The sequence below is a fragment of the Sulfitobacter sp. D7 genome (assembly GCF_003611275.1).
Taxonomy (GTDB): domain Bacteria; phylum Pseudomonadota; class Alphaproteobacteria; order Rhodobacterales; family Rhodobacteraceae; genus Sulfitobacter; species Sulfitobacter profundi.
The window spans coordinates 784,988-809,993 of sequence record NZ_CP020694.1 but is presented as its reverse complement, the minus strand read 5'-3'; the positions used below and the strand labels follow the sequence as shown (position 1 = coordinate 809,993).

Below are 25,006 nucleotides of genomic sequence, written 5' to 3'. Positions count from 1 at the left end.
TCCGGCGCGATTTCTTCAAAGGAAATCGGCGTCATGCCGCGGCCCCCAGATAGGCTTCGATAACTGCCGGGTTGTTCGAGACCTCCTCGGGCGTGCCGCTGGCGATCTGTTGGCCAAAGTTCAGCACGACAATGCGGCTGCAGATGTCCATCACCATGTGCATGTCGTGTTCCACCAGCAGGATCGTGGTGCCGAACTGCTCCTGCACGTCGAGGATGAACCGCGCCATGTCGGCGGTCTCTTCCCGGTTCATGCCCGCCACCGGCTCATCCAGCAGCAGCACGCGCGGGCGCATCGCCAGCGCCCGGCCCAGTTCGACCCGCTTTTGCAGACCATAAGGCAGCATGGTAATCGGGTATTTGCGGATGTGGTCGATCTCAAGGAAATCGATCACCTGCTCTTCGATCTCGCGGCGCAGCTCCAACTCGGCCTTCTGCGCCGCGCCGAAATAGCGCAGCGCTTGCCAGACGTTGGTATTGAGCCGCGTGTGACCGCCGAGCTTGATGTTGTCGAGCACGGTCATGCCGCGAAACAGCGCGATGTTCTGGAAGGTCCGCGCCAGCCCCAGCCCTGCGCGCCTGTCGGGGCTGAGCGTCGTGATATCCTGCCCGTCAAAGGACACACGCCCCCGGTCGGGCTTGTAAAACCCTGATATCGCATTGAAAAGCGAGGTCTTGCCCGCGCCGTTGGGGCCAATGACACCGGTGATCTCTCCGGCCCCGGCTTCGAAATTCACCCCCTGCAGCGCCTTGATGCCGCCAAAGGACAGATGCAAATCCTCAATCTTCAGCAATCGCCCACTCCCATGCGGCGACGGCTGCGGCCCCTCGCAAGGGGCGCGTGACATCCGATCATCGACGGATCCTCCCTATGTCCCGATCCCTGCCCCTTTTGGCGGAGCTTGTGGTATCGGCCTGTTGACCCTTTCACCCTATCCGAAGCGCGCTATCCCGCAAGTCTCTTGATAGGTCGCAGGGCGACAGGCGCCCGAGCCAGAGAGGCTCGGGAGGTGCAATCATATGGAAGGGAAGGGAAAAACCCGTGGCTGTGACGCTACGTCAGGTCAGTTGCGCGATCAGGGTTTTCAGCGCTTTGCGGCTGTGATCCTCTAGGGGCGCCATGCGCGACCGCCAGAGTGTGGCCTGCGATTGCAGGATCAAACCGTCGCTGAGGATCTTGAGGTGATTGGCGCGCAGCGTCTCTCCGCTGGAGGTGATATCGGCAATCGCCTCGGCGGTTTCATTCAGCACCGTGCCCTCGGTCGCGCCTTGGCTGTCGACCAGCGCGTAATCCGCCACACCGTGGGTGCGCAGGAATTCCCGCACCAACCGGTGGTATTTCGTGGCAATGCGCAGGCGGAAGCCATGTTCAGCGCGGAAGGCCGCCGCGGCGGCATCCAGATCATCCAGCGTATCGACATCGACCCAAGCCTGCGGCACCGCGATGATCAGGTCGGCATGGCCAAAGTTCAATTCCTCCAGCGGCTCGACCAGTTGATCCCAAAGCGCCAGCTTCTCTTGCACCAGATCGGTGCCGGTCACGCCAAGGTGGATCCGCCCCGCCGACAGTTCGCGCGGGATTTCTCCGGCTGAGAGCAGCACCAGAGAGACATCTTCGATGCCCTCGACCTTGCCCGCATATTCGCGGTCGGACCCGGTGCGCTGCAAGCTCACGCCGCGCGCGCCGAACCATTCAAAGGTCTTTTCCATCAGCCGCCCCTTGGACGGCACACCAAGTTTCAACGTCATTGCCCGGCCTCCAGTTCCAGCATCAGGCCGGGGCGCATCACACCGCCCACCGCCGGAATTTCATCGCCCTGCCCCAACCGCCGGGTCAGCGCGTCATAGCGCCCGCCGCTGGCGATGCTGGGCAGATCGGGCCGCGAGGCCGCCCGGAAAGCAAAAACGAAACCGTCGTAATATTCCATCGAAGACCGCCCATGGCTGGCCTCGAAGAGCAGCGCATCGGTGTCGATCCCACGGGCGCGCATCGCATCGGCACGGGCCGCAACGCGGGCCACGGCATCGCCGATGGCGGGCATATCGACAGCCAGATCGCGCAGGCGGCTCAGCGCGTTCGGCAGGGTTTCTTTGACCTCCAACAGCGCCTCAAACAGATCGACTTGCTGCGCGGAAATCGGCGCGGTCTTGGCGTCCTCGCGCAGCGCTGCCACGCGGGCTTCGATCTCTGCCTGTGAGCGCAGTCCGACCATGGGTGCCGAAATCTCGGCCTCTGCCTTGGCCAGCAACGCTTTGCGTCCGGCAGGCACAGGGGTGCGCCCCGCGTAGCGGTCCAGCAGCGCGCGAAAGCGGCGCGGGCGCCAGATGTGACGCATCAATGCCTGTTTACGCGCGGGCGAGGTATCAAGCCCCTGCACCGCCGCCATCAGCACACCGATATCCCCCGTCACCGGGCGCACCGGCAGCCCCTGCATCGCCTCGGCGATCAGGGCGAAAACCTCGGCATCTGCCGCCGCCGGGTCGGCGCGGTCGAAAACCTCGAAACCCACCTGAATGTATTCATTGGCGCGGTTTGGGTCGTGTTCCTGACGGCGGAAAACCTCGCCGGAATAGGTATAGCGCGCGGGCTCGGCCCCATGGGCCATATGCATCTGCACCACGGGCACGGTGAAATCGGGGCGCAGCATCTGCTCGCCCCGCAGCGCGTCCGAGGTGACGTAGGCGCGCGCGCGGATGTCCTCGCCGTAGAGGTCCAGCAGCGTGTCGGCCGGTTGCAGGATCGGCGGCTCGACGAGCACAGCGCCCTGCGCGTCGAAAATCGCGCGTAGCGACGCCGCCCGCGCCAGCGTTTCGGAACGTGTCGGCATCAGCTTGTCCGATCCAGAATATCGCGGACCGCCTTGATCAGATCGGCGCGGGGCACTTCATATTGGTTCGGGCGCTCTTTCCACTCATCGTGGCTCGCCTCTTGCGCCAGTTGCGCGCCCAGCACCATGTCCTTGATCTGCACCACGCCGCGGTCTTTCTCGTCACCGCCTTCGATGACCACAACCGGGCTCTGACGCTTGTCGGCGTATTTCATCTGGTTGCCGAAGTTCTTGGGGTTGCCCAGATATACCTCTGCCCGGATGCCCGCCTGCCGCAACTCGGCGACCATCGCCTGATAATCGGCCATGCGGTCGCGGTCCATCACGGTGACGACGACGGGGCCAGTGGCCTCGGTTTCCAATCGCCCCTTCGCGGCCAGCGCGGCCAGCAGCCGGTCAACGCCGATGGAGACGCCCGTGGCAGGCACTTCCTGCCCTGTAAACCGCTTGACCAGATCATCATAGCGCCCACCGCCCGCGACCGAGCCGAAGTTCCGCGCGCGGCCCTTTTCGTCTTTGATCTCAAAGGTAAGCTCGGCCTCGAACACCGGCCCTGTGTAGTAGCCAAGGCCGCGCACCACCGACGGATCAATCTCAACCCGGTCAGGGCCATAGCCACCCGCGGCCAGCAGGTCAGAGATCAACTCAAGCTCATCCACACCCTGCACACCGACATCGGAGCCCGCGACCAACTCGCGCAGCCGCGCCACAGTCTCGGCCCCGCTGTCACGCTTGGCCTGCATGAACCACATGACCACATCGGCCTGCGCGTCTTCCAACCCGGCACCCTTGGTGAAATCGCCGCTGTCGTCCTTGCGGCCCTCGCCCAGCAAGGCGCGCACGCCCTCTGGGCCGAGGCGGTCCAACTTGTCGATGGCGCGCAGCACGATGCCACGCTCGGTATCTTTGTCGTCACCGGCAAGGCCCGCAACTTCCAGCACCCCATTCAGCACCTTGCGGTTGTTCACCCGCACCACATAGTCGCCGCGCGCGATCCCGACCTCTTCCAGACAATCGGCCAGCATCGCGCAAATCTCGGCATCCGCCGCAACTGATGGCGCGCCTACGGTATCCGCATCGCACTGATAAAACTGACGAAACCGCCCCGGCCCTGGCTTTTCATTGCGCCAGACCGGCCCCATCGCATAGCGGCGGTACGGCATCGGCAGATCGTTGCGGTGCTGGGCATAGACCCGCGCCAAGGGCGCTGTCAGATCATAGCGCAGCGCCAGCCAATCGCCGGGCTTGTCGCCTTCGGAATCTTCCTGCCACGCGAAAACGCCTTCGTTCGGGCGGTCCACATCGGGGAGGAATTTGCCAAGCGCCTCAACCGTCTCCACGCCCGAGCTTTCCAGCGCGTCAAAACCATAGCGGTGATAGACGGCGGCGATCTTGCTGAGCATCTCGGCCCGATGGGTCACCTCGGTCCCGAAATAATCGCGGAACCCCTTGGGAGTTTGCGCCTTGGGACGGGGGGTTTTCTTGGGCTTTGCCATGGCAAGGATCCTCGGTGCATCAATTGGCCTCGCGTCTAGCCCAAGCCCCCCGCAAGAGCAAGCAACGCGGCATCGCGCCCCTGTCCCGCGCCGCGCGACCGTGCTAGAGCGCGCAAAAAGGATGCGCGTCATGACAGAACAGACCCCAGACCAAACGGCAGACCATATCAGCCGTCTCGAAGAGCAGATCGCCCATCTGACCCGCGCGGTCGACGATATGTCAGAGATCGTCACCCGTCAGGAGGATGAGATCGTGACCCTGAACCGCCGCGTGCATATGTTGATGCAGCGCGAGGGGGAACGGGATGCTTCGGGCGGCGGCGCTGTCGTCATGGGCGATGAACGGCCCCCGCATTACTAAGCGGCAGCCCCGGTCTATGCCCGCAACCCGCTCAATCCGCTGATTTCATTGCCACGGCGGCCACCGCCCCGTCATGCACCAACACCTCAGACCAACGTGCGGTCTGGCCCAAACGCTCATAGGCGTTGACGAAAAACGCCGTTTTGTCGAGCGTGCCAATCGGCTTGCCGCAGGGTTTGCCCTTGCCCACACCACAGACACTGGCCTTGATCGCCTCATAGGCCGCGTCGGTCTCGGCGATGGGCAGGTTTTCCCCTCCCGGGCCATAGTGCAACTGCTCATAGACCGAGGGCGTGCCGAACAAGACATTGGCCGCCGTCAACTGGCGCGCGCAGTCATCCGCAAAACCGGTGATGTAGAAACTGCGCGCCCCCGCGCTGCCGGGTTGCGAATCGAACAGCCGATAGCCCCGCGCCGCAGGTTCTTCGACCATCTTGCCCAAATCTTGCTCTCGCACATCACAGACGCGGGCGACCTCCCCAAAAGGCAGGGCGGTGCCAAAGCCGATCTCGGCAACCTGAGGCGCCGGCGCGGAGGGCGCCATGCCGCAGGCCGAGGGAAGCGCTGCCATGATCAAAAGGCCGATGCGTCGTTTCATGCTCTGCTCCCCGTTGCTTGTCAGGCAGTTAGCGCAGCCACTGCTTGCCGTCCACTGACGGGCGGAAAAAGGGCGGATCTGCGCGAGGGGCGAGATCAGATTTCCTCGACCTCCATCACCCCATCAAGCGAACGGATCGCGCCCTTGATCTGCGGTGTCACCGGGAACTCGCGCCCCAGATCAACCTCGACCTCGCCGGGCAGGCTTGGGTTTATCAGGCAGAACTGCACCGGCCCCTTCCCCGCCGCTTTGACCGCTTGACGCGCGCCATCAAGCACATCGGCCACCGATTGAATGGCCCCCGGCCCGTCGATGAAAACGCGCAGTCCCATGCTGCCCGCATCCGCAACCGCCGCGTCGATCGGGCCGATGCCGCGTGCCAAAAGCTTCAACTGGTCGCTTTCCATCGTGGCCTCGACCGTAACGACGACCTTGGAGCCGACCTCCAGATGATCGCGCGACGCCTCCAGCACGTCAGAGAAGATCGTCACCTCGTAGCCGCCTGTGGTGTCCGAAAGCTGCGCAAAGGCAAAGCGGTTGCCCCGCGCCGACTTGCGCTCTTGCCGTCCGGCGACCACGCCCGCCAGCCGCGCGTTCATCGCGCCGCGGGTGCTGACCTTTTCGTTCAATTCGTCCAGCGTGAGGAAGGGCAAGCCCGCCTCGCGCGCCCATTTGCGTTTCAAGGGCGGCATGTAGTCATCAAGCGGATGGCCCGAAAGGTAGAAACCCACGGCCTTGAATTCCTCGGCCAGCCGCTCTGCCGATTGCCAGTCGTCGCAGGGCAACATGCGCGGTTCGGGCAGATCGTCGCCCGCCTCACCAAAGAGCGACACCTGGTTGCTGGCTTTCTGCTCATGGATCGCTGCCGAATAGCTCACCAGCCCGTCGAGCGATTGGAACACCCGCCGCCGGTTGCTGTCGAGCTGATCGAAGGCACCCGAGCGCACCAGCATCTCAAGCGGGCGCTTGCCCACGCGCTTGAGGTCCACCCGGCGGGCGAGATCAAAGAGCGTGGCAAAGGGCTTATCGACACCGTCGACCTTGCGCCCCTCGGTCACCAGCCGCATCGCCTCAAGCCCGACATTTTTCAGCGCGCCAAGCGCATAGACCAGCGCGCCGTCTACCACTTTGAAGGTCGCATCCGAGCGGTTCACGCAGGGCGGCACCCAAGGCAGTTCCAGCCGCTTGCGCACTTCCTCGAAGTAAACCGCCAGCTTGTCGGTGAGGTGAATATCGCAGTTCATCACCCCGGCCATGAACTCAACCGGATGGTTCGCCTTTAGCCAAGCGGTCTGGTAGCTGACCACCGCATAGGCCGCGGCGTGGGACTTGTTAAAACCGTAGTTGGCGAATTTTTCCAGAAGGTCGAAGACCTCTGCCGCCTTTTTTTTATCGACCCCATTGGCCATCGCGCCCTTTTCGAATTTGGGGCGCTCCTTGGCCATTTCCTCGGCGATTTTCTTACCCATCGCACGGCGCAACAGGTCCGCGCCGCCAAGCGAGTAGCCCGCCATGACCTGCGCGATCTGCATCACCTGTTCTTGGTAAACGATAATGCCTTGGGTCTCTTCAAGGATGTAGTCGATCGACGGGTGCACGGATTCCAACTCGCGCTGGCCATTCTTGACCTCGCAATAGACCGGAATGTTCTCCATCGGGCCGGGACGGTAAAGCGCCACGAGGGCCACGATGTCTTCGATACAGGTCGGCTTCATGCGCTTGAGCGCATCCATCATGCCGCTGGATTCCACCTGAAAGACCGCGACCGTCTTGGCGCTGGAGTAAAGCTTGTAGGTCGCCTTATCATCGAGCGGGATCGTGGCCACGTCATCCACGTGCCCCTCTGGCGGCTCATAAATTTGGCGACCATCCGCGGCGAGGTGCAGATGCCGCCCGCCCGCTTTGATCTGATCAAGCGCGTTTTGGATGACGGTGAGAGTCTTCAGGCCCAGAAAGTCGAATTTCACCAGCCCGGCCTGTTCGACCCATTTCATGTTGAACTGCGTCGCTGGCATGTCCGAGCGCGGGTCTTGGTAAAGCGGCACCAGATGGTCCAGCGGCCGGTCGCCGATGACCACACCCGCCGCGTGGGTCGAGGCGTTCCGGAGCAGCCCTTCGACCTGCTGGCCATAGGTCAGCAAGCGGTCCACGACCTCTTCGTTCTTGGCCTCTTCGCGCAGGCGTGGCTCATCCGCCAGCGCCTTTTCGATGGAGACGGGTTTCACCCCTTCCACCGGGATCATCTTCGACAGACGGTCGACCTGCCCGTAGGGCATCTGCAACACGCGACCAATATCGCGCACCGCCGCCTTGGACAAAAGCGCACCGAAGGTGATGATCTGCCCCACCTTGTCGCGGCCATATTTCTCTTGCACATAGCGGATCACCTCTTCGCGGCGGTCCATGCAAAAGTCGATGTCGAAGTCGGGCATCGAGACCCGCTCGGGGTTGAGGAAACGCTCGAACAGGAGCGAATAGCGCAGGGGGTCGAGGTCGGTGATGGTCAGCGCATAGGCCACGAGTGACCCCGCCCCCGAGCCCCGCCCCGGCCCCACCGGAATGTCATTGTCTTTGGCCCATTGGATGAAGTCGGCAACGATCAGGAAGTAGCCGGGGAACCCCATGCCTTCGATGATGCCCAGCTCGAAATCGAGGCGCTTTTGGTAGTCCTCCACGCTGACCGCATGGGGGATCACCGCCAGACGCGCCTGTAGCCCCTCGTTGGCCATGCGGCGCAGTTCGGCCACCTCATCGTCGGCGAACTTCGGCAAGATCGGGTCGCGTCGGTAGGCCATGAAGGCGCAGCGTTTGGCGATCTCGACAGTGTTGCTCAGCGCTTCGGGTAGATCGGCGAAAAGCGTCGCCATCTCGGCCTGCGACTTGAAGTAATGCTGCGCGGTCAGGCGGCGGCGGGGCTGGCTTTGGTCAACATAGGCACCCTCGGCGATGCAGATCAGCGCGTCATGGGCCTCGTACATATCCGGTTTCGGGAAATAGACATCGTTGGTCGCAACCAGCGGGATATCCATCGCATAGGCCATCTCGATAAAGCCGCGCTCGGTCAGACGCTCGGGCTCGGGCTGGCCGCCGTCTTCGGGGTGGCGCTGCAACTCGACATAAAGCCGGTCGCCAAAGGCACCCTGCAGCCGGGCCATCAGCGCCTCTGCCGCCGGGCGCTGGCCGCCTTGCAAAAGCATCCCCACCGGCCCCAACGGGCCACCCGTCAGGCAGATGAGATCGGCGCTCAGCGCCTCAAGCTCCGCCAGCGTCACCTCGGCCACCGCGCCGCCCTTGTCGAGGTAGAGGCAAGAGTTCAGCTTCATCAGGTTTTCATAGCCCAATTCGCTCTGCGCCAGCAGGACCACCGGTGCGGGCGGGCGCGGTTTCTCACCGGGCTGCACCTCGACATAGGCGATATCGACCTGACAGCCGATGATCGGCTGCACACCCGCGCCCGCCATCGCGACAGAGAATTCGAGTGCTGCGAACATGTTGTTGGTGTCGGTCAGCGCCAGCGCGGGCATGCCCGCATCGCGGCACATGCCGGGCAGTTTTTTCAACCGCAGCGCGCCCTCCAGCAAGGAATACTCGGAATGGCTACGCAGGTGAATGAATCGGGGATCATTGGACATGGCGCATTTTTACGCCACCCACCCCAAAGGCACCAGCACCGGATCGCACCCAGCGCATTTTTCGCCCAAGGTATTTTTTCTTGCCAAAACGCCCCCCGCCCCGCTAGCCTAACCTCTACCTCGCCCGCGCCCGGTTCTACGCCGCATCGAACCCCGCGCACCGTTATGGGCCACTTTGTACTGCGGCGGATGAGAACCAATGGACATCACTTTTCTTCTCAATGGAGAAGTCGTGTCACTCTCCAACGTGTCCCCGACCACCACCCTGCTCGACTGGCTGCGCGAAGAGCGTGGCCTGACCGGCACCAAGGAGGGCTGTAACGAGGGCGACTGCGGAGCCTGTTCGGTGATGATCACCGATGAAAACGGCAGCCGCGCGCTCAATGGCTGTATCCTGTTTCTGCCGCAGGTGAACGGCAAGGCCGTCACCACGGTCGAGGGCATGGCGAGCGCCGATGGCACGCTGCACCCGGTGCAGGAGACGATGATAGAGCATCACGGCAGCCAGTGCGGGTTCTGCACGCCGGGCTTCGTGGTCTCCATGGCCACGGCGCATCTTAATGGGGCGACGGATCATGACGTGCAACTGGCTGGCAACCTTTGCCGCTGCACCGGCTACGCCCCGATCATCCGCGCCGCGGAGGCCGCCGCAGGCGCGCCGGTGCCCGCCCATCTGCGCAGCCTGAAAGACAAGTTGGCGCAGGACATCCCCGCGCCCGCCAAAGTCGATGGCGCGCCGCATGTGCAGCCCGAAAGCAGCGATGAACTCGCCGCTTGGTATCTCGACAATCCCGATGCCACGCTGATCGCCGGGGCGACGGACGTGGGTCTTTGGGTCACCAAAGGGTTCCGCGAACTGGGCGCCGTCGCCTTCCTCAACCGCTGCGCCGATCTGCGCGGCATCACCGAGGACGAAACCGGCCTGCGCATCGGTGCAATGACCACGCTGACCGAGGTAGAGGCAAAGCTTGCCCCCCTGCATCCCAGCTTGGGTACCATGCTGCGCCGCTATGGCTCGACGCAGGTGCGCAACGCGGCGACGCTGGGCGGCAATATCGCCAATGGCTCGCCCATCGGGGATGGCCCGCCCGCGCTGATTGCGCTTGGGGCGACCCTGCAGTTGCGGCGCGGTAATGCGCGACGCGAAATAGCGCTTGAGGATTTCTTTCTCGACTACGGCAAACAAGACCGCGCGGCGGGAGAATTTGTCGAAGCCATCCTCATCCCCCGCCAACATGACACTCTGCGCTGCTACAAACTGTCGAAACGCTTCGATCAAGATATCTCGGCGGTCTGCGGCTGTATTTCGATCACCGGCAATGGCACCGAAATCCTCACCGCGCGCATCGCCTTTGGCGGCATGGCGGCAACACCGAAACGCGCTGCTGCGGCTGAGGCGGCGCTGGTCGGCCAACCGTGGAGCGAAGACACCATCCGCAAGGCGATGGCAGCGATGACCGACGATTTCACCCCCCTCTCGGACATGCGCGCCTCTGCCAGCTACCGGATGGAGGCGGCGCAAAACATGCTGCTGCGCTATTTCCATGACGCCAACGGTCAAGCCACCCACCTGCAGGAGGTCTCGGCATGAGCGTTGCAAAGCCCCTTCCCCATGACGCTGCGAAGCTCCATGTCACCGGTGCCGCGCGCTATGTAGACGACATCCCCACCCCGCGCGGCACGCTGCATCTGGCCTTTGGCCTCAGCCCCGTCGCGGCGGGCGAATTGACGGCGCTTGACCTCGACGCCGTGCGGTCTGCGCCCGGCGTGGTCAAAGTGCTGACCGCCGATGATCTCGTCCATGACTGCGACACCTCACCCTCGAACCATGACGAGCCGCTTTTGGCGACGGGCGAAATCCATTTCGCGGGCCAGCCGCTCTATCTGGTCGTGGCCACCAGCCACCTCGCTGCCCGTCGCGCCGCGCAACTGGGCAAGCCACAGATCACCCCGCGTGATCCGATCCTGACCGTCGAGCAGGCGCTCGCCGCCGACAGCCGGTTCGAAGACGGCCCCCGCATCTACCAGAAGGGCGATGCCGAGGCCGCGCTCTCCAAGGCCAGCCGCCGCCTCTCGGGCCAGATCGAGATGGGCGGGCAGGAGCATTTCTATCTCGAAGGTCAGGCCGCCATGGCCCTGCCGCAGGACAATGGCGACATGCTGGTGCATTCCTCGACCCAGCACCCGACCGAAATTCAGCACAAAGTGGCCCATGCCATTGGTCGCCCGATGCATGCCGTGCGGGTCGAGACCCGGCGTATGGGCGGTGGTTTCGGTGGCAAGGAAAGCCAAGGCAACGCGCTGGCGATTGCCTGTTCTGTCGCCGCGTCTCTGACGGGCAAACCCTGCAAAATGCGCTATGACCGCGATGACGATATGATCATCACCGGCAAGCGGCATGATTTCCGCATCGCTTACGACGCAGGCTTTGACGAGACGGGGCGCATCACCGCGCTGGACGTGACCCATTACACCCGCTGCGGCTGGTCGATGGACCTCAGCCTGCCCGTGGCCGACCGCGCCATGCTGCACGCCGACAACGCTTACCATCTGCACGACATCCGCATCACCTCGCACCGCTTGCGCACCAATACCGCCAGCGCCACGGCGTTTCGCGGTTTTGGCGGGCCGCAAGGGGTGGTCGGAATTGAGCGGGTCATGGACCATATCGCTCATGAACTGGGCCTCGACCCGCTCGCCGTGCGCCGGGCGAATTACTACACCGACAACGCCCACCGCCCGACCGAGGTGGAGGCCACCGGCACCGCGATCGACAACCGCACCCCACCGGATGCAGAGGCCGATCTATCCTCTCGCGGCGCGCCCCCTGCGCCGACTGGCAAGGCTGCGATCCCTGAAACCCCGTCGGACGTGCAGACCACGCCCTATCAGCAGCCGGTCACCGACTGTATCATCAATGCACTGACCGACCGACTGGTTGAGAGTGCCGACTACAACGCCCGCCGCGCCGCCATCGCCGAATGGAACGCCGCAAACCCGCTACTGAAACGCGGCATCGCCATCACCCCGGTTAAATTCGGCATCTCCTTCACGCTCACCCACCTCAATCAGGCGGGCGCGCTGGTGCATGTCTATCAGGATGGCTCGATCCACCTGAACCATGGCGGGACCGAGATGGGGCAAGGGCTGTTCCAGAAGGTTGCGCAAGTCGCCGCGTCGCGCTTTGGCGTCTCGCCCGAGGCGGTCAAGATTACAGCCACCGATACCGCCAAAGTGCCCAACACCTCGGCCACGGCGGCATCTTCCGGTTCAGACCTCAACGGGATGGCCGCGCAGAACGCCTGCGACACGATCCGCGACCGCATGGCGGCGCATCTGGCCGAACGCTACCAGACCACGCCGGATCAGGTACGTTTCACCGACGGCATGGTGCAGATCGGGGGCGAAGAGATCACCTTTGCCGCTGCCGCCGCTTCGGCCTATGAAAACCGCGTCAGCCTTTCGGCCACGGGATTCTACAAAACGCCCGACATCGAATGGGACCGCATCGCCGGACGCGGGCGGCCGTTCTACTACTTCGCCTATGGTGCCGCCTGCACCGAAGTGGTGATCGACACGCTGACCGGCGAAAACCGCATTCTGCGCACTGACATCCTGCATGACGCGGGCGCCTCGCTGAACCCGGCGCTGGACATCGGCCAGATTGAGGGCGGATACGTGCAAGGCGCGGGCTGGCTCACGACCGAGGAACTGGTCTGGGACGAAACCGGCACCCTGCGGACCCACGCGCCATCGACCTACAAGATCCCCGCCTGCTCCGACCGGCCGCCGGTGTTCAACGTGAAACTCTGGGACCAGCCAAACCCGGCGCAGACGGTCTACCGCTCCAAAGCCGTGGGGGAGCCGCCCTTCATGCTGGGCATCTCGGCCTTCATGGCGCTGTCGGATGCGGTATCGGCCTGCGGAGATCGCTACGCCGATCTGCAAGCGCCCGCCACCGCCGAGGCCGTCCTTGCCGCCGTGGGACGGGCGCGGGAATGAGCGCGGTCTACGTCGAGGTCACCGCCACGCGCGGATCGGCCCCGCGTGATGCGGGCACGGCGATGAAAGTCACGCCGGACAGCATCGACGGCACCATCGGCGGCGGCGCGTTGGAGCATCAGGCGATTGCCCATGCCCGCCGCCTGCTGGCCGAAGGGCGTTTCGAGGACAGCCAAACCCTGCCTCTCGGCCCCGGCCTTGGACAGTGCTGCGGCGGCGCGGTAAGCCTGCGCTACACTGCCGCGCCCCGCCCGCTCGACAACCCCACGCCGCTGCCACTGGACGCCACATTCGAGAGCGCCACGCCCCTCTGGCTTTGGGGGGCGGGGCACGTGGGCCGCGCGGTGGTGGCCGCCTGCCCAGCCAACGCCTTTGCCATCACATGGATCGACAGCGCGACGGACCGTTTCCCCAAAGACGTGCCGCCCCATGTCACCGCCACCCCCGCCGCCGACATGCCGCGCCTTGCCGTCCACGCGCCGCAAAACGCGCATCACCTGATCTTCACCTATTCCCATGACATCGACCTCGCCCTCAGCGCTGCCCTGCTTAAACGCGGGGCAGAGAGTGTCGGCTTGATCGGCTCTGACACAAAAAAGTCACGGTTTTCCCGCCGCTTGCGCGACATGGGGCTGGATCCCTCTGGCATCATCTGCCCTATTGGCGATAAGTCGCTGGGCAAGCTGCCCGCCCAGATTGCACATGGTGCGTTGATCTCTCTCATCGCCCGGACCCAGACAAAGGTTTCCGCATGACTGACAAACTTCTCGACCTCTCTGGGTTGACCAAGGCCTACCCCGGCGTCGTCGCGAACGATGACGTGTCCTTGCGGATTGCTCCGGGCGAGGTTCACGCCCTGCTGGGCGAGAATGGCGCGGGCAAATCCACACTGGTCAAAATGATCTACGGGCTGGTCAAACCTGACGCGGGTCAGATGCAGATGCGGGGCGAGAACTTTGCCCCCACCGATCCCCATGCGGCCCGGCAGGCGGGCGTCGGCATGGTGTTTCAACATTTCTCGCTTTTCGATGCGCTCAGCGTGGCCGAGAACATCGCCCTCGGCATGGAAAACCCGCCGCGTATGCGCGAGCTTAGCCAGCAAATCCGCGATGTCTCAGACACCTATGGCTTGCCGCTTGCGCCGGATCGCACCGTCGGCGATCTGTCGGCAGGCGAACGTCAGCGGGTCGAGATCATCCGCTGCCTGCTGCAAGAGCCCAAACTGCTGATCATGGACGAGCCGACCTCAGTCCTAACGCCGCAAGAGGTTGAAATCCTGTTCAAAACCCTGCGCAAGCTCAGCGCAGAGGGCACCGCGATCCTTTATATCTCGCACAAGCTCGAAGAGATCCGCAGCCTTTGCGACAGCGCGACGATCCTGCGGTTGGGCAAGGTCGTCGGCCATTGCACCCCGCGCGAAACATCCGCGCGCGACATGGCTGAAATGATGGTCGGCTCGGCGCTGAAAACGCCCACGCGCGACAGCAAGGCGCCGGGCGAAGTGACGCTGACGCTCAATAAACTCTCGGCGCGGTCGGCCCATGCTTTCGGCATGCCGCTGCGCGAGATTTCGGTCGAGGTGCGACGCGGTGAGGTGCTGGGCATCGGCGGCGTTGCGGGCAATGGGCAGGATGAATTGCTCAACGCTCTCTCGGGTGAAACGCTGGTCGGCGCGGGCATGATCACCTTTGACGGGCGCGATATTGGCCTTCTTGGCCCCACCGCGCGCCGGGCTCTCGGCGTGTTGACCGCGCCCGAAGAACGGCTCGGGCACGCCGCCGTTCCGGATATGTCGCTAACTGAAAACGCGATGCTGACCGGTGCCGCCCGCGAAGGGCTGGAGCGGGGCGGCATGCTCGACTGGGGCAAGGCGCGTACCTTTGCCGAGAAGATCATCAAGACATTCGACGTGCGCACCCCCGGCCCCGGCAATGCGGCGCGCTCGCTCTCGGGGGGGAACCTGCAAAAGTTCGTCATTGGCCGCGAGGTGCTGCAACGGCCCGAGCTGCTGGTGGTGAACCAGCCGACTTGGGGTGTCGATGCCTCTGCCGCCGCCGCGATCCGGCAGGCCCTTCTGGACCTCGCTTCCGGCGGCACCGCCGTGATCGTCATCAGCCAAGACCTCGATGAGTTGATGGAGATTTCCGACAATTTCGCCGCGCTAAACGAAGGCCGCCTGTCGCCGACGCGCCCCGCGCAGGGGCTGACGGTCGACGAGATTGGCCTGATGATGGGCGGCGCGCATGGCATGGAGGTGGCGCATGTTTGACGCAGCCTCCGTATCTTTCACTCTGACCATTGGGGGTGATCTGTGATCCGCCTTGAAAAGCGCCCGCAGCCCAGCCGGGCCCTTTCCCTGTCGACGCCGATCATGGCGGTGCTGGCCACTTTCATCTTCGGCGGGCTCTTGTTCGCCGTGCTGGGCAAAGACCCGGTCGAGGCGCTGCAAACGATCTTTTGGCAGCCGCTGTTTGGCGAATATGCCTTTTATTACCGCCCACAACTGCTGATCAAAGGCGCGCCCTTGGTGCTGATCGCCATCGGCCTCAGCCTTGGGTTCAAAGCGGGCATCTGGAACATCGGGGCCGAGGGGCAGTACATCATGGGTGCCATCTTTGGCGCCGCGATGGGACTGGCGTTCTACCCCGCCGAGGGCTGGTATATCTTCCCGCTGATGGTACTTGCGGGGGCCTTGGGCGGTTGGCTTTGGGCGATGATCCCGGCCCTTTTGAAGGTGCGTTTTGGCACCAATGAAATTCTCGTCTCGCTGATGTTGGTCTATGTCGCTGAGCAATTCCTTGCCTCTATGTCACTGGGGTTGCTGAAAAACCCAGAGGGCTACGGCTTTCCCGGGTCGCGCAACCTACAACAATATGCGCCCGCGCATAACGCCGAGCTTTTCGCGGGGTCCGGCATGCATTGGGGCGTGGTCGCGGCGCTGATCGCGGTGATCTTTGCCTATGTGCTGCTGACCAAACACCGGTTGGGCTTTGCCATCCGCGTGACAGGCGAGGCCCCCCGCGCCGCACGTTTCTCGGGTGTGAACCCGGCGCGGCTGGTGTTGTTTTGCCTTGGCACCTCGGGCCTGCTCGCCGGGCTTGCGGGGATGTTTGAGGTCGCGGGCCCCTCGGGTCAGATCACCATCGACTTTAACGTGGGCTATGGGTTCACCGCGATCATCGTGGCCTTCCTTGGCCGTTTGCATCCCATCGGCATCCTGCTCGCGGGCGGGCTGATGGCACTGACGTATATTGGCGGTGACATCGCGCAGTCGAACCTCGGCCTGCCCGCCGCTGCGATCCAAGTGTTCCAAGGGATGCTCCTGTTCTTCCTGCTCGCGCTGGACGTTTTCACACATTACCGGCTGCGTCTTGGCGCGGCGGAGGCTGCCTGATGGATCTCTCTGCAATCAACCCGCTCTTGTTTGTCGCAGGCTTTCTGGTCGCGGCCACACCGCTGATTTTTGCCGCCATCGGCGAATTGGTGGTCGAGAAATCCGGCGTGCTAAACCTCGGCGTCGAAGGCATGATGATCACCGGCGCGATCTGCGGCTTTGCCACGGCGGTTGAGACCGGCTCGCCGCTTTTAGGCTTTGCCGCCGCTGCTGTTGGCGGTGCCGTCCTCAGCCTGCTCTTCGCCTTCCTGACGCAGGTGGCGCTGGCCAATCAGGTCGCCTCTGGCCTATCACTCACCCTCTTTGGCCTCGGCCTCTCGGCCCTCATCGGGCAAAGCTACGTCGGGATCAAACCGCCACGGCTGGGCGACATCGACTTTGGCCGCTTGGCCGACATTCCCGTCATCGGGCCGATCCTCTTTACCCATGACATCATCCTTTACCTGGGCATCGCGCTGGTCGCCGGGGTCTGGGCGGTGCTGAAATTCACCCGCGCCGGGCTGATCCTGCGCGCGGTGGGCGAAAGCCACGACGCAGCCCATGCGCTTGGCTACAAGGTCAAACGCATCCGCACGATGGCAATCTTGTTCGGCGGGGCCTGCGCAGGTTTGGGCGGCGCCTACATCAGCCTGATCCGTGTGCCGCAATGGACCGAAGGCATGACCGCCGGGATCGGCTGGATCGCCCTTGCCCTCGTCGTCTTTGCCAGCTGGAAACCATGGCGCGCGCTGCTGGGTGCCTATCTTTTCGGCGGCATCACCCAGTTGCAGTTGAACTTGCAGGGCGCGGGCGTTGCCATACCGGTAGAGTATCTGGCAATGTCGCCGTATATCATCACCATCATCGTTCTGGTGGTGCTGTCGGCGGACAAAAGCGCCGCGCCGGCCTCACTGGGCCGAACCTTCCACGCCTCAAACTAGGGGCATCACGTCACGCGGCCCTGCGCCGCACATCAAGCCCCAGCAAGGGGCACGTAAACAGGGGAAACCTCATGAAACTATCCACCCTTATGACCAGCGCGGCACTTGCGCTCGGCCTTGCTTCGGGCGCTGTTGCCCAAGACAAGACCAAGGTCGGCTTTGTCTTTGTTGGCCCCGTGGGCGACGGCGGCTGGACCTACGAGCATAACGAAGGCCGCTTGGCCGTCGAAGAAGAGTTCGGCGATAAGGTCGAAACCGTCTTCGTCGAAAGCGTTGCCGAAGGCCCGGACTCTGAGCGTGTGATGACCCAGATGGCGCTCGACGGTGCCGACCTGATCTTCACCACCTCCTTTGGCTACATGGACCCCACGATCAACGTCGCTAAGAAATTCCCCGACGTGAAGTTCGAGCACGCCACCGGCTACAAACGCGCCGACAACGTCTCGACGTACTCCGCGCGTTTCTACGAAGGCCGCGCCATTCAGGGCCACATCGCGGGCTCGATGACCGAGAGCAACATCATCGGCTACATCGGCTCCTTCCCGATCCCCGAAGTGATCCGCGGCATCAACTCCGCCTATATCCACGCCAAGAAAGTGAACCCCGACGTTCAGTTCAAAATCGTCTGGGCCTACACATGGTTTGACCCGGCCAAAGAAGCCGACGCCGCCAAGGTTCTGATCGAACAAGGCGCTGACGTGGTCCTGCAACACACCGATTCCACCGCGCCCCAAGCGGCGGCACAGGAAGCGGGCAACGTGATCACCTTCGGTCAGGCGTCCGACATGGCGCAATACGGTCCCAAGCCGCGCGTCTCTTCGATCATTGACGACTGGGCACCCTACTACATCGAGCGCGTCAAAGCGGTCATGGACGGCACATGGGAATCCACTGATACATGGGACGGCATTGGGCCGGGCATGGTCGGCATTGGCGAGATCTCTGACGCCGTTCCCGCCGACGTGAAAGCCGAAGCGCTGGAAATGAAAGACAAGATCGCATCGGGCGAATACCACCCCTTCACCGGGCCGATCAACAAACAGGACGGCTCCGCTTGGCTGGCCGAAGGCGAGACCGCCGATGACGGCACGCTCGCGGGCATGAACTTCTATGTCGAAGGCATCGAAGGCACGATCCCGCAGTAAGCCGAACCGGCTCACAGATGACAGGGGCGTGCGGGCAACCGCGCGCCCCTTTTCCATTGCGGCCCGCGCCGGGGTTGCTAGGCTCGCCCTTCCCTCTTCGTGAAAGGCGCTTGCCATGATCACCGTGCACCACCTCAACCGCTCCCGCTCACAGCGCATCCTTTGGCTGCTGGAGGAGTTGGATCAGCCCTATGACGTCATCCGCTATCAGCGCGATGCCGAAACCAACCTCGCCCCGCCCGAGTTGAAACTGGTGCATCCTTTGGGCAAATCCCCGATGATTGAGATTGACGGCCAGTTGGTTGTCGAAAGCGCTGCCATCGTCGATCTGCTCTGCACCCGCTTCGCGCCCGAAATGATCCCTGAACGCGATACGCCCGCCTTCCTGCGCCATATGGAGCTGATGCATTTCGCCGAAGGCTCCGCCATGACGCCGATCCTGCTTAACCTCTATGTCTCACGCTTGGGCGATGCCGCAGCCCCTCTGCACCCGCGCATCAGTTCGGAATTAAACAACCACTACAGCTATATGAACAGCCTCGTGCGTGCCTCGGGCCACTTCGTGCAAGATACGCTGTCGGCCGCCGACATCATGCTGAGCTTCCCCGCCGAGGTTGCCATGCGCCAAGGCCGCGCCGCGGATTATCCGGCACTCAAAGGCTTCGTCGAGATGATCCAAAACCGCCCCGCCTATCAACGCGCGCTAGAGAAAGGCGAACCCCGAGACGCCTAGCGCCCCACCGCCTGCCCCGCGCCAAACCCATTGCGCGCGGGCAGCGCCCATGCCACCAATCGTGCATGAACTACATGCTCACCAGCCTTGATGGCACCCCCGCCAGCCGCCTCGCCTTCGGCACGATGCAATTCGGTGGCCGCGCCGATGCAGCGGCCTCCCGCGCGATGTTCGACGCCTGTATCGCGGCGGGGATCACGCATTTCGACACGGCGCATGTCTATACCGACGGGGCGTCCGAGACGCTGCTGGGCCAGTTCGTGCAAGACCGCCGCGACAGCCTGATCGTGGCCACCAAAGCCGCCTATATCGGCGGCGCAGGGCGTGCCAATATTCTCGCTTCTGCCGAGACATCACGCCAGCGGATGCAGCTTGATACGCTCGACGTGCTCTACCTGCACCGTTTCGACCCGGACACACCGCTGACCGAAAGCTTCGCCGCGCTGGCCGAGTTGAAAGATCTGGGCCACATCCGCCAAGTGGGCCTGTCCAACTTCGCCGCATGGCAGGTCGTCAAAGCGGCCCATATCGCCGCCGACTTCGGCCTAGAGATCACGGTGATCCAACCGATGTACAATCTCGTCAAACGCCAAGCCGAGGTCGAGATCCTCCCCATGGCCCATGACCTCGACATTCTCGTCGCGCCCTACTCTCCCCTGGGCGGCGGGCTGCTCACCGGGAAATATGCCACCGGAGGCACCGGTCGCCTCAGCGAAGATGACCGTTATGCTGCCCGCTACGGACAAGAGGTGATGCACGGCGCCGCTGCCGGGCTGGCCGCCCTCGCCCGCGATCTCGGCACCCATCCAGCGACCCTCGCCGTGGCATGGGCGGCGGCACACCCCACGCGGCCAACCCCGATCATTTCCGCCCGCTCTTTGGCACAGCTTGAACCGTCACTGGCCGCGCTCAACTACCAAATGACGCCACAAACCTACGCCGCCATCGCCGCGCTCTCGCCCACACCGCCCCCGGCCACCGACCGGCTAGAAGAGCAATCATGAGCCGACTGCCCCCGAGTGCCAGCGTCACCGAAGACGCAGGCGGCGACCGTCTTTTCGCCCCCGCCGCTGCACGCAACCTCGACGCGCTTTGCGATCTGCTGGCAACCCACGCTCCACAAAAAGGCCGCGCGCTGGAAATCGCCAGCGGCACCGGCCAGCATGTGGTCGGCTTTGCCAAACGCCTGCCGGGCCTCACATGGCTGCCCAGCGACATCGACACAGCCCGCCGCGCCAGCATCAACGCCCACGCGGCCGAGGCCACCCTGCCCAATATCGCCCCGGCCCTGCCACTCGACGCGACCCAGCCCGGCTGGGCGGGCGAACATGGCCCCTTCGACCTGATCATGCTGGCCAACCTGCTGCACCTCATCCCAACCCCCGCCACTCGGAGCCTGATCACCGAAGCCGCCACAGCCCTCGCCCCCGGCGGCACACTGATCCTCTACGGCCCCTTCAAACGCGCTGGCCAAACCACCTCCCCCGGCGACACCCGCTTTGACGCCGAACTGCGCGCCGCCGACCCCACGATCGGCTACAAAGACAACATCGACATAGCCCGCTGGCTTAGCGATGCGGGCCTTAGCCCGATCGACGAAGTGGACATGCCCGCCAACAACCTCGCATTCATCGCCAGAAAGCCCAGCCCATGATCCTCCGCCGCGCCTTGATCCTGTCGCTCCTTGCCCTCGCCGCCTGTGGCCGCTCCGGCAGCCCGCCCCCCGCCGATCCCGGCACGCTCTTCCCGGCGCGTTTCGGCGACAGCGACCCGGTGGATTTCAACGGCCGCACACCGCAATCTTTCCCCGTCCACGGGATTGACGTGGCCCGTTTTCAGAACAACATCGACTGGAACACCGCCCGCAGAAACGGTGTGAACTTCGCCTTCATCAAAGCCACTGAAGGCGGCGACCTGAAAGACATCAACTTCGACACGCATTGGCAAGGCGCAGGACAAGCCGCCGTCAAACGCGGCGCCTACCACTTCTACTACTTCTGCACCTCACCCGAGGATCAGGCCCGCTGGTTCATCCGCAACGTGCCGCGCACCCCCGGCATGCTGCCCCCGGTGCTCGACATGGAATGGAACCCGTTTTCCCCCACCTGCGCCCACATCCGCCCGCCTGCATCCGAAGTCCGCGACCAAATGCGCCGCTGGCTCGCCGTGGTCGAGCGTCACTACGGCCAGCACCCCGTCATCTACACTACGCCAGAATTCTATCGACAAAACGGGCTAAACGGATTCAACGGCTACGACTTCTGGCTGCGCACCACCGCCAAAGCCCCTGCCGAGGCCTACCCCGGCCAAACCTGGCGTTTCTGGCAATATAGCGCAACCGGCATCGTTCCCGGCATCGGCGGTGACGTAGACATCAACGCCTTCTCTGGCAGCAGCGCCGAGTGGCAAAACTGGGTCGCCACCCACGCCCTGCGCTAACGCCAAAGGGGGGAACGCATCCCCCCCTCATTCATCCTTTCTTAAATACCGCTGCACACCACCCGGAATGCCCGCAACGTAGTTGTTTGAAATCAATCTCGCGCGTAATGCCGCGCCACGACAAACAACCCGCCCACCAGCAACAGCGGCAGCAAGAATATCCGAAACACATGCACGCCCAACACCGCCAGCAAAGCGCCGATTAACTCATCCGCCCGGCTCCAAAGATTGCTGGCAAGCTGTCGGTATTCTGTCAGACCCGGCTCTTCTTCACCCAAAGCCTCACTGCCGCCGACACGGGCGGTGATCTCCTCAATCACCTCCATATTGCGCAGATAGACCGCCTCGGTAAGCTGGCCTGCCAGCGGCTCCGACACCACCAGCGCGAGAGGCAAAGCCAACCCTAAAAATCCGCCATACCACGCCAACCGCCGCGGCAGCCCCGCATGACCGCGTTTACTGACTGCCCAGACAGCCAATGCAACCGCCAGCAGCCCCATGCCGATGGCGCTTACCGGCCCCAAGGCCACGGCTATCACCCCGGTGGCCACCATCACGCCAAAAACCAGCCCCGCGATCCGCTCAACCGTGTCGTCAATCGGCTCCAACACCTTTAAGGGCCGCGCCGAGCCGGAGGCAATGAACGAGAGCCCCACCTCGATCTCTTGCGCTGTCGATAGAAAGGCGTTCAACGTGCGCAGCGTGACATAGCTCGCCGCCGCCGTAGTCGCCACATCCGCGGCATAGCCCTGCGCCGCGCTGACAACCGGATTGTCCCGCAACAGCGCCGCCGTCAGCGCCAGTACACAGAAAAAAGCAAGCAACCCCCGCCGGATCAACCGTCCGCCCGGATGCGCTGGTTCTTCGGATCATAGGGACTGTCTTCGACCACCTCGGCCTCCCACAATTGATCAAGCATCTTTACCTTCAGCTTCGTGCCTACCACCGCGTCTTGCAGTTGCACATAGCCCATGCCGATGCTCTTGCCGAATGCAACCGAATAGCCACCCGAGGTCAGCCGCCCGGTGCGCCGCGCGCCACTGTAAAGCACCTCACGCCCCCAAGGGTCCGCATCCTCCGGCCCGTCGATCAGAACCGTCACGCATTTCACGCGAATGCCGTGATCGAGCATCGCCTGCTTCCCGTGAAACTCTTTATTCAGATCCACAAAGCGCGGCAAATCCGCCTCCAACGGCGTCGCATCCCGGCCCAACTCATTGCCAAAGGCGCGATAGCTCTTCTCTTGCCTCAGCCAGTTCTGCGCCCGCGCGCCAACCAGCTTCATGCCATGCGGCGCGCCCGCCTTTTCCAACTGATCAAACAAATGGTTCTGCATCTCAATCGGATGATGCAATTCCCAACCGAGCTCCCCGGTATAGGCCACCCGGATCGCCCGCACCGGCACCATCCCCAACTCGATGTTGCGCATGGTCAGCCAGGGGAACCGCTTGTTGCTCAGCACCGTTTCGGGATCTGCATCCCGCACCAAATCCCGCAGCACATCACGCGACTTCGGCCCAGCAATCGCAAAAACTCCCCACTGCGTGGTCACGTCATGACATTCGACATAACCCACCTCGGGCATCTTGTCGGCAATCGCCTTGCGCAGGTAATCGCTGTCATAGGCGCTCCACGCGCCCGCCGAGACAAGGTAATATTCGTCCTGCGCCAGCCGCACGATGGTATATTCCGTCCGCGTCGTCCCTGCCCCCGTCAGCGCATAGGTCAGGTTAATCCGCCCCACCGAGGGCAGCTTGTTACAGGTAAACCCATCCAAAAAAGCCGTCGCCCCCGGCCCGCGCACCAGATGCTTAGTAAAGGCCGTGGCGTCAATCAAGCCCACCCCTTCGCGGATGGATTTCGCCTCGTCCACCGCGTGCTGCCACCAGCCCCCGCGCCGAAAGGATCGGCTGTCATGGTCGCTAAACCCTTCGGGCGCAAAATAATTCGGCCGCTCCCAGCCATTCACCTGCCCAAACTGCGCCCCCCGCGCCGCCTGCCGATCATATGCCGGAGAGGTCCGCAGCGGCCGACAGGCCGGACGTTCCTCATCCGGATGGTGCAGAATATACACGTGGTCGTAGGCTTCCTCATTCTTCCGCGCGGCATATTCCGTGGTCATCCAATCGCCGTAGCGTTTCGGATCAAGGCTCGCCATATCGATCTCGGCCTCGCCCTCAACCATCATCTGCGCCAAATAATACCCCGTGCCCCCCGCCGCCGTGATCCCAAACGAAAACCCTTCCGCCAACCACATGTTGCGCAAGCCCGGCGCAGGGCCGACCAGCGGATTACCATCCGGCGTATAACAAATCGGCCCGTTGAAATCGTCCTTCAACCCGCAATTCTCAGCCGAGGGGATACGGTGGTTCATCGCCATATACTGATCTTCGATCCGCTCCAGATCGAGCTGGAACAGATCAGCCCGGAAACTGTCCGGCACCCCATATTCAAACCGCGCCGGGGCGTTCTTCTCATAGACGCCGAGAATCCAGCCGCCCCGTTCCTCACGCACATAGCTCTGCGCATCGGCATCCCGAATCACCGGATGCTCGCCATGCCCCGCCGCACGGTAATCAACCAGCGCCGGATCGCGGTCCATGACAATGAACTGATGTTCCACGGGAATCGCGGGCATCTTGATCCCCAACATCCGCGCGGTGCGCTGCGCGTGGTTGCCACTGGCCGTGACCACATGTTCGGCGGTAACAACGATCTGCTCATCACTGGCGACAAGGTTGCCGCCCTTCTCCACCATCTTGGTGCAGGTCACTTCCCAATGGGTACCATTCCAGTCAAACGCATCCGCCTGCCACTTGCGCTCAATCGAAACCCCATGCTGCCGCGCGCCCTTGGCCATCGCCATCGTCACATCGGCGGGGTTAATATACCCGTCGGTCTGGTGATAAAGCGCACCCTTCAAATCCGATGTCTCAATCAACGGCCACTTCGCCTTGATCTCATCCGGGGTGAGCCATTCATACGGCACGCCGCAGGTCTCCGCGGTCGAGGCATAGAGCATATACTCATCCATCCGCGCATCGGTCTGAGCCATCCGCAGATTGCCCACCACGGCAAAACCAGCATTCAACCCGGTCTCAGCCTCCAAGGTCTTATAAAACTCGACCGAGTACTGATGAATATGCGTCGTCGCAAAAGACATGTTGAACAACGGCAGCAGCCCCGCCGCATGCCAGGTCGAGCCCGAGGTCAACTCGTCCCGCTCCAACAGCATTACATCATCCCAACCCGCCTTCGCCAGATGATAAGCAATCGACGTGCCAACCGCGCCGCCCCCGACAACCAATGCTTTGACTTGCGTTTTCATCTGCCAATCCCTCTGCCCTAGGCTCACCCCGTTGTACGCAGCAGGGCAAGAGACCGCAGGCACCAGCCGACCCAACATGGCCAAAAACCGACCTTACCCCCTCACCATACGCGCCAATCCCGCGTCAGAGC

The 25,006-nt window shown here is 63.3% G+C and carries 20 protein-coding genes; 12 read left to right on the top strand and 8 right to left on the bottom strand.

Features of this window, described 5'->3' with window-relative positions; all coding sequences use genetic code 11:
* Positions 1 to 31: 31 nt before the first annotated feature.
* The 4 genes from B5M07_RS03850 to hisS form a co-directional block, all read right to left on the bottom strand.
* Positions 32 to 847 (bottom strand): ABC transporter ATP-binding protein, encoded by an 816-nt coding sequence (locus B5M07_RS03850; protein ID WP_067629499.1) that lies wholly within the window; start codon positions 845 to 847, stop codon positions 32 to 34.
* A gap of 211 nt (positions 848 to 1,058) precedes the next feature.
* Positions 1,059 to 1,748, bottom strand: coding sequence for an ATP phosphoribosyltransferase (hisG, locus tag B5M07_RS03845; RefSeq protein ID WP_067624598.1), 690 nt, complete (start codon positions 1,746 to 1,748; stop codon positions 1,059 to 1,061).
* Positions 1,745 to 2,827, bottom strand: a complete 1,083-nt coding sequence (locus B5M07_RS03840) for an ATP phosphoribosyltransferase regulatory subunit (RefSeq protein ID WP_120350290.1) — start codon at positions 2,825 to 2,827, stop codon at positions 1,745 to 1,747. The genes hisG and B5M07_RS03840 overlap by 4 nt, the downstream gene beginning before the upstream one ends.
* On the bottom strand, positions 2,827 to 4,323 hold the full coding sequence (gene hisS / locus B5M07_RS03835) for a histidine--tRNA ligase (RefSeq protein WP_120350289.1): 1,497 nt from the start codon (positions 4,321 to 4,323) through the stop codon (positions 2,827 to 2,829). Before hisS ends, B5M07_RS03840 begins: the two co-directional genes overlap by 1 nt.
* 166 nt (positions 4,324 to 4,489) lie before the next feature.
* Between hisS and B5M07_RS03830 the strand changes: the two genes are divergently transcribed.
* Positions 4,490 to 4,684: a SlyX family protein gene (locus B5M07_RS03830; RefSeq protein WP_120352147.1), complete on the top strand. Its 195-nt coding sequence runs from the start codon at positions 4,490 to 4,492 to the stop codon at positions 4,682 to 4,684.
* A gap of 31 nt (positions 4,685 to 4,715) precedes the next feature.
* Here the strand turns inward: B5M07_RS03830 and B5M07_RS03825 are convergent, their stop codons facing one another.
* Positions 4,716 to 5,282, bottom strand: coding sequence for a hypothetical protein (locus B5M07_RS03825; RefSeq protein ID WP_120350288.1), 567 nt, complete (start codon positions 5,280 to 5,282; stop codon positions 4,716 to 4,718).
* 95 nt (positions 5,283 to 5,377) lie between these two features.
* Complete coding sequence (gene dnaE / locus B5M07_RS03820; protein WP_120350287.1) at positions 5,378 to 8,914, bottom strand: DNA polymerase III subunit alpha; 3,537 nt, start codon at positions 8,912 to 8,914, stop codon at positions 5,378 to 5,380.
* A 199-nt stretch (positions 8,915 to 9,113) separates the two neighbouring features.
* Here dnaE and xdhA point away from each other — a divergent pair, with 199 nt between their 5' ends.
* From xdhA to B5M07_RS03765, 11 genes are all read left to right on the top strand, one after another.
* Entirely contained in the window at positions 9,114 to 10,505 is a 1,392-nt protein-coding gene (xdhA, locus tag B5M07_RS03815; protein ID WP_120350286.1) for a xanthine dehydrogenase small subunit, read from the top strand.
* Positions 10,502 to 12,916: a xanthine dehydrogenase molybdopterin binding subunit gene (gene xdhB / locus B5M07_RS03810; RefSeq protein ID WP_120350285.1), complete on the top strand. Its 2,415-nt coding sequence runs from the start codon at positions 10,502 to 10,504 to the stop codon at positions 12,914 to 12,916. Before xdhA ends, xdhB begins: the two co-directional genes overlap by 4 nt.
* The gene (gene xdhC, locus B5M07_RS03805) at positions 12,913 to 13,671 is read left to right on the top strand and encodes a xanthine dehydrogenase accessory protein XdhC (RefSeq protein WP_120350284.1); all 759 of its coding nucleotides are present in this window, start codon (positions 12,913 to 12,915) and stop codon (positions 13,669 to 13,671) included. Before xdhB ends, xdhC begins: the two co-directional genes overlap by 4 nt.
* Positions 13,668 to 15,185, top strand: a complete 1,518-nt coding sequence (locus tag B5M07_RS03800) for an ABC transporter ATP-binding protein (RefSeq protein ID WP_120350283.1) — start codon at positions 13,668 to 13,670, stop codon at positions 15,183 to 15,185. The genes xdhC and B5M07_RS03800 overlap by 4 nt, the downstream gene beginning before the upstream one ends.
* A gap of 42 nt (positions 15,186 to 15,227) precedes the next feature.
* Complete coding sequence (locus tag B5M07_RS03795) at positions 15,228 to 16,310, top strand: ABC transporter permease (protein WP_120350282.1); 1,083 nt, start codon at positions 15,228 to 15,230, stop codon at positions 16,308 to 16,310.
* Complete coding sequence (locus tag B5M07_RS03790; RefSeq protein ID WP_120350281.1) at positions 16,310 to 17,230, top strand: ABC transporter permease; 921 nt, start codon at positions 16,310 to 16,312, stop codon at positions 17,228 to 17,230. The genes B5M07_RS03795 and B5M07_RS03790 overlap by 1 nt, the downstream gene beginning before the upstream one ends.
* A gap of 71 nt (positions 17,231 to 17,301) precedes the next feature.
* Positions 17,302 to 18,375: a BMP family ABC transporter substrate-binding protein gene (locus B5M07_RS03785; protein WP_120350280.1), complete on the top strand. Its 1,074-nt coding sequence runs from the start codon at positions 17,302 to 17,304 to the stop codon at positions 18,373 to 18,375.
* 115 nt (positions 18,376 to 18,490) lie between these two features.
* A complete protein-coding gene (locus tag B5M07_RS03780) occupies positions 18,491 to 19,108 on the top strand; it encodes a glutathione S-transferase family protein (protein WP_120350279.1) in 618 nt (205 codons plus the stop codon).
* A gap of 65 nt (positions 19,109 to 19,173) precedes the next feature.
* On the top strand, positions 19,174 to 20,112 hold the full coding sequence (locus B5M07_RS03775; RefSeq protein WP_120350278.1) for an aldo/keto reductase: 939 nt from the start codon (positions 19,174 to 19,176) through the stop codon (positions 20,110 to 20,112).
* Positions 20,109 to 20,762 carry a DUF938 domain-containing protein gene (locus tag B5M07_RS03770; RefSeq protein ID WP_205570900.1) on the top strand — a complete coding sequence of 218 codons (654 nt, stop codon included), beginning with the start codon at positions 20,109 to 20,111 and terminating at the stop codon, positions 20,760 to 20,762. The genes B5M07_RS03775 and B5M07_RS03770 overlap by 4 nt, the downstream gene beginning before the upstream one ends.
* A complete protein-coding gene (locus tag B5M07_RS03765) occupies positions 20,759 to 21,547 on the top strand; it encodes a glycoside hydrolase family 25 protein (RefSeq protein WP_120350276.1) in 789 nt (262 codons plus the stop codon). The genes B5M07_RS03770 and B5M07_RS03765 overlap by 4 nt, the downstream gene beginning before the upstream one ends.
* Before the next feature lie 92 nt (positions 21,548 to 21,639).
* Here B5M07_RS03765 and B5M07_RS03760 read toward each other — a convergent pair whose 3' ends face one another.
* Together B5M07_RS03760 and B5M07_RS03755 are read right to left on the bottom strand one after the other, a co-directional pair.
* Positions 21,640 to 22,371: a hypothetical protein gene (locus B5M07_RS03760; protein ID WP_162931803.1), complete on the bottom strand. Its 732-nt coding sequence runs from the start codon at positions 22,369 to 22,371 to the stop codon at positions 21,640 to 21,642.
* An 11-nt stretch (positions 22,372 to 22,382) separates the two neighbouring features.
* Entirely contained in the window at positions 22,383 to 24,875 is a 2,493-nt protein-coding gene (locus B5M07_RS03755; protein WP_120350274.1) for a GcvT family protein, read from the bottom strand.
* Positions 24,876 to 25,006: the final 131 nt, after the last annotated feature.

What these genes read in the sequence shown, in the direction of transcription:
- hisG (WP_067624598.1), bottom strand. Translation starts at nt 1,748, where the DNA reads ATGACGTTGAAACTTGGTGTGCCGTCCAAGGGGCGGCTGATGGAAAAG.
- B5M07_RS03850 (WP_067629499.1), bottom strand. Translation starts at nt 847, where the DNA reads ATGTCACGCGCCCCTTGCGAGGGGCCGCAGCCGTCGCCGCATGGGAGT.
- dnaE (WP_120350287.1), bottom strand. Translation starts at nt 8,914, where the DNA reads ATGTCCAATGATCCCCGATTCATTCACCTGCGTAGCCATTCCGAGTAT.
- B5M07_RS03790 (WP_120350281.1), top strand. Translation starts at nt 16,310, where the DNA reads ATGGATCTCTCTGCAATCAACCCGCTCTTGTTTGTCGCAGGCTTTCTG.
- B5M07_RS03840 (WP_120350290.1), bottom strand. Translation starts at nt 2,827, where the DNA reads ATGCCGACACGTTCCGAAACGCTGGCGCGGGCGGCGTCGCTACGCGCG.
- B5M07_RS03780 (WP_120350279.1), top strand. Translation starts at nt 18,491, where the DNA reads ATGATCACCGTGCACCACCTCAACCGCTCCCGCTCACAGCGCATCCTT.
- xdhB (WP_120350285.1), top strand. Translation starts at nt 10,502, where the DNA reads ATGAGCGTTGCAAAGCCCCTTCCCCATGACGCTGCGAAGCTCCATGTC.
- B5M07_RS03755 (WP_120350274.1), bottom strand. Translation starts at nt 24,875, where the DNA reads ATGAAAACGCAAGTCAAAGCATTGGTTGTCGGGGGCGGCGCGGTTGGC.
- B5M07_RS03770 (WP_205570900.1), top strand. Translation starts at nt 20,109, where the DNA reads ATGAGCCGACTGCCCCCGAGTGCCAGCGTCACCGAAGACGCAGGCGGC.
- B5M07_RS03765 (WP_120350276.1), top strand. Translation starts at nt 20,759, where the DNA reads ATGATCCTCCGCCGCGCCTTGATCCTGTCGCTCCTTGCCCTCGCCGCC.
- B5M07_RS03800 (WP_120350283.1), top strand. Translation starts at nt 13,668, where the DNA reads ATGACTGACAAACTTCTCGACCTCTCTGGGTTGACCAAGGCCTACCCC.
- B5M07_RS03775 (WP_120350278.1), top strand. Translation starts at nt 19,174, where the DNA reads ATGAACTACATGCTCACCAGCCTTGATGGCACCCCCGCCAGCCGCCTC.
- xdhA (WP_120350286.1), top strand. Translation starts at nt 9,114, where the DNA reads ATGGACATCACTTTTCTTCTCAATGGAGAAGTCGTGTCACTCTCCAAC.
- B5M07_RS03825 (WP_120350288.1), bottom strand. Translation starts at nt 5,282, where the DNA reads ATGAAACGACGCATCGGCCTTTTGATCATGGCAGCGCTTCCCTCGGCC.
- xdhC (WP_120350284.1), top strand. Translation starts at nt 12,913, where the DNA reads ATGAGCGCGGTCTACGTCGAGGTCACCGCCACGCGCGGATCGGCCCCG.
- hisS (WP_120350289.1), bottom strand. Translation starts at nt 4,323, where the DNA reads ATGGCAAAGCCCAAGAAAACCCCCCGTCCCAAGGCGCAAACTCCCAAG.
- B5M07_RS03785 (WP_120350280.1), top strand. Translation starts at nt 17,302, where the DNA reads ATGAAACTATCCACCCTTATGACCAGCGCGGCACTTGCGCTCGGCCTT.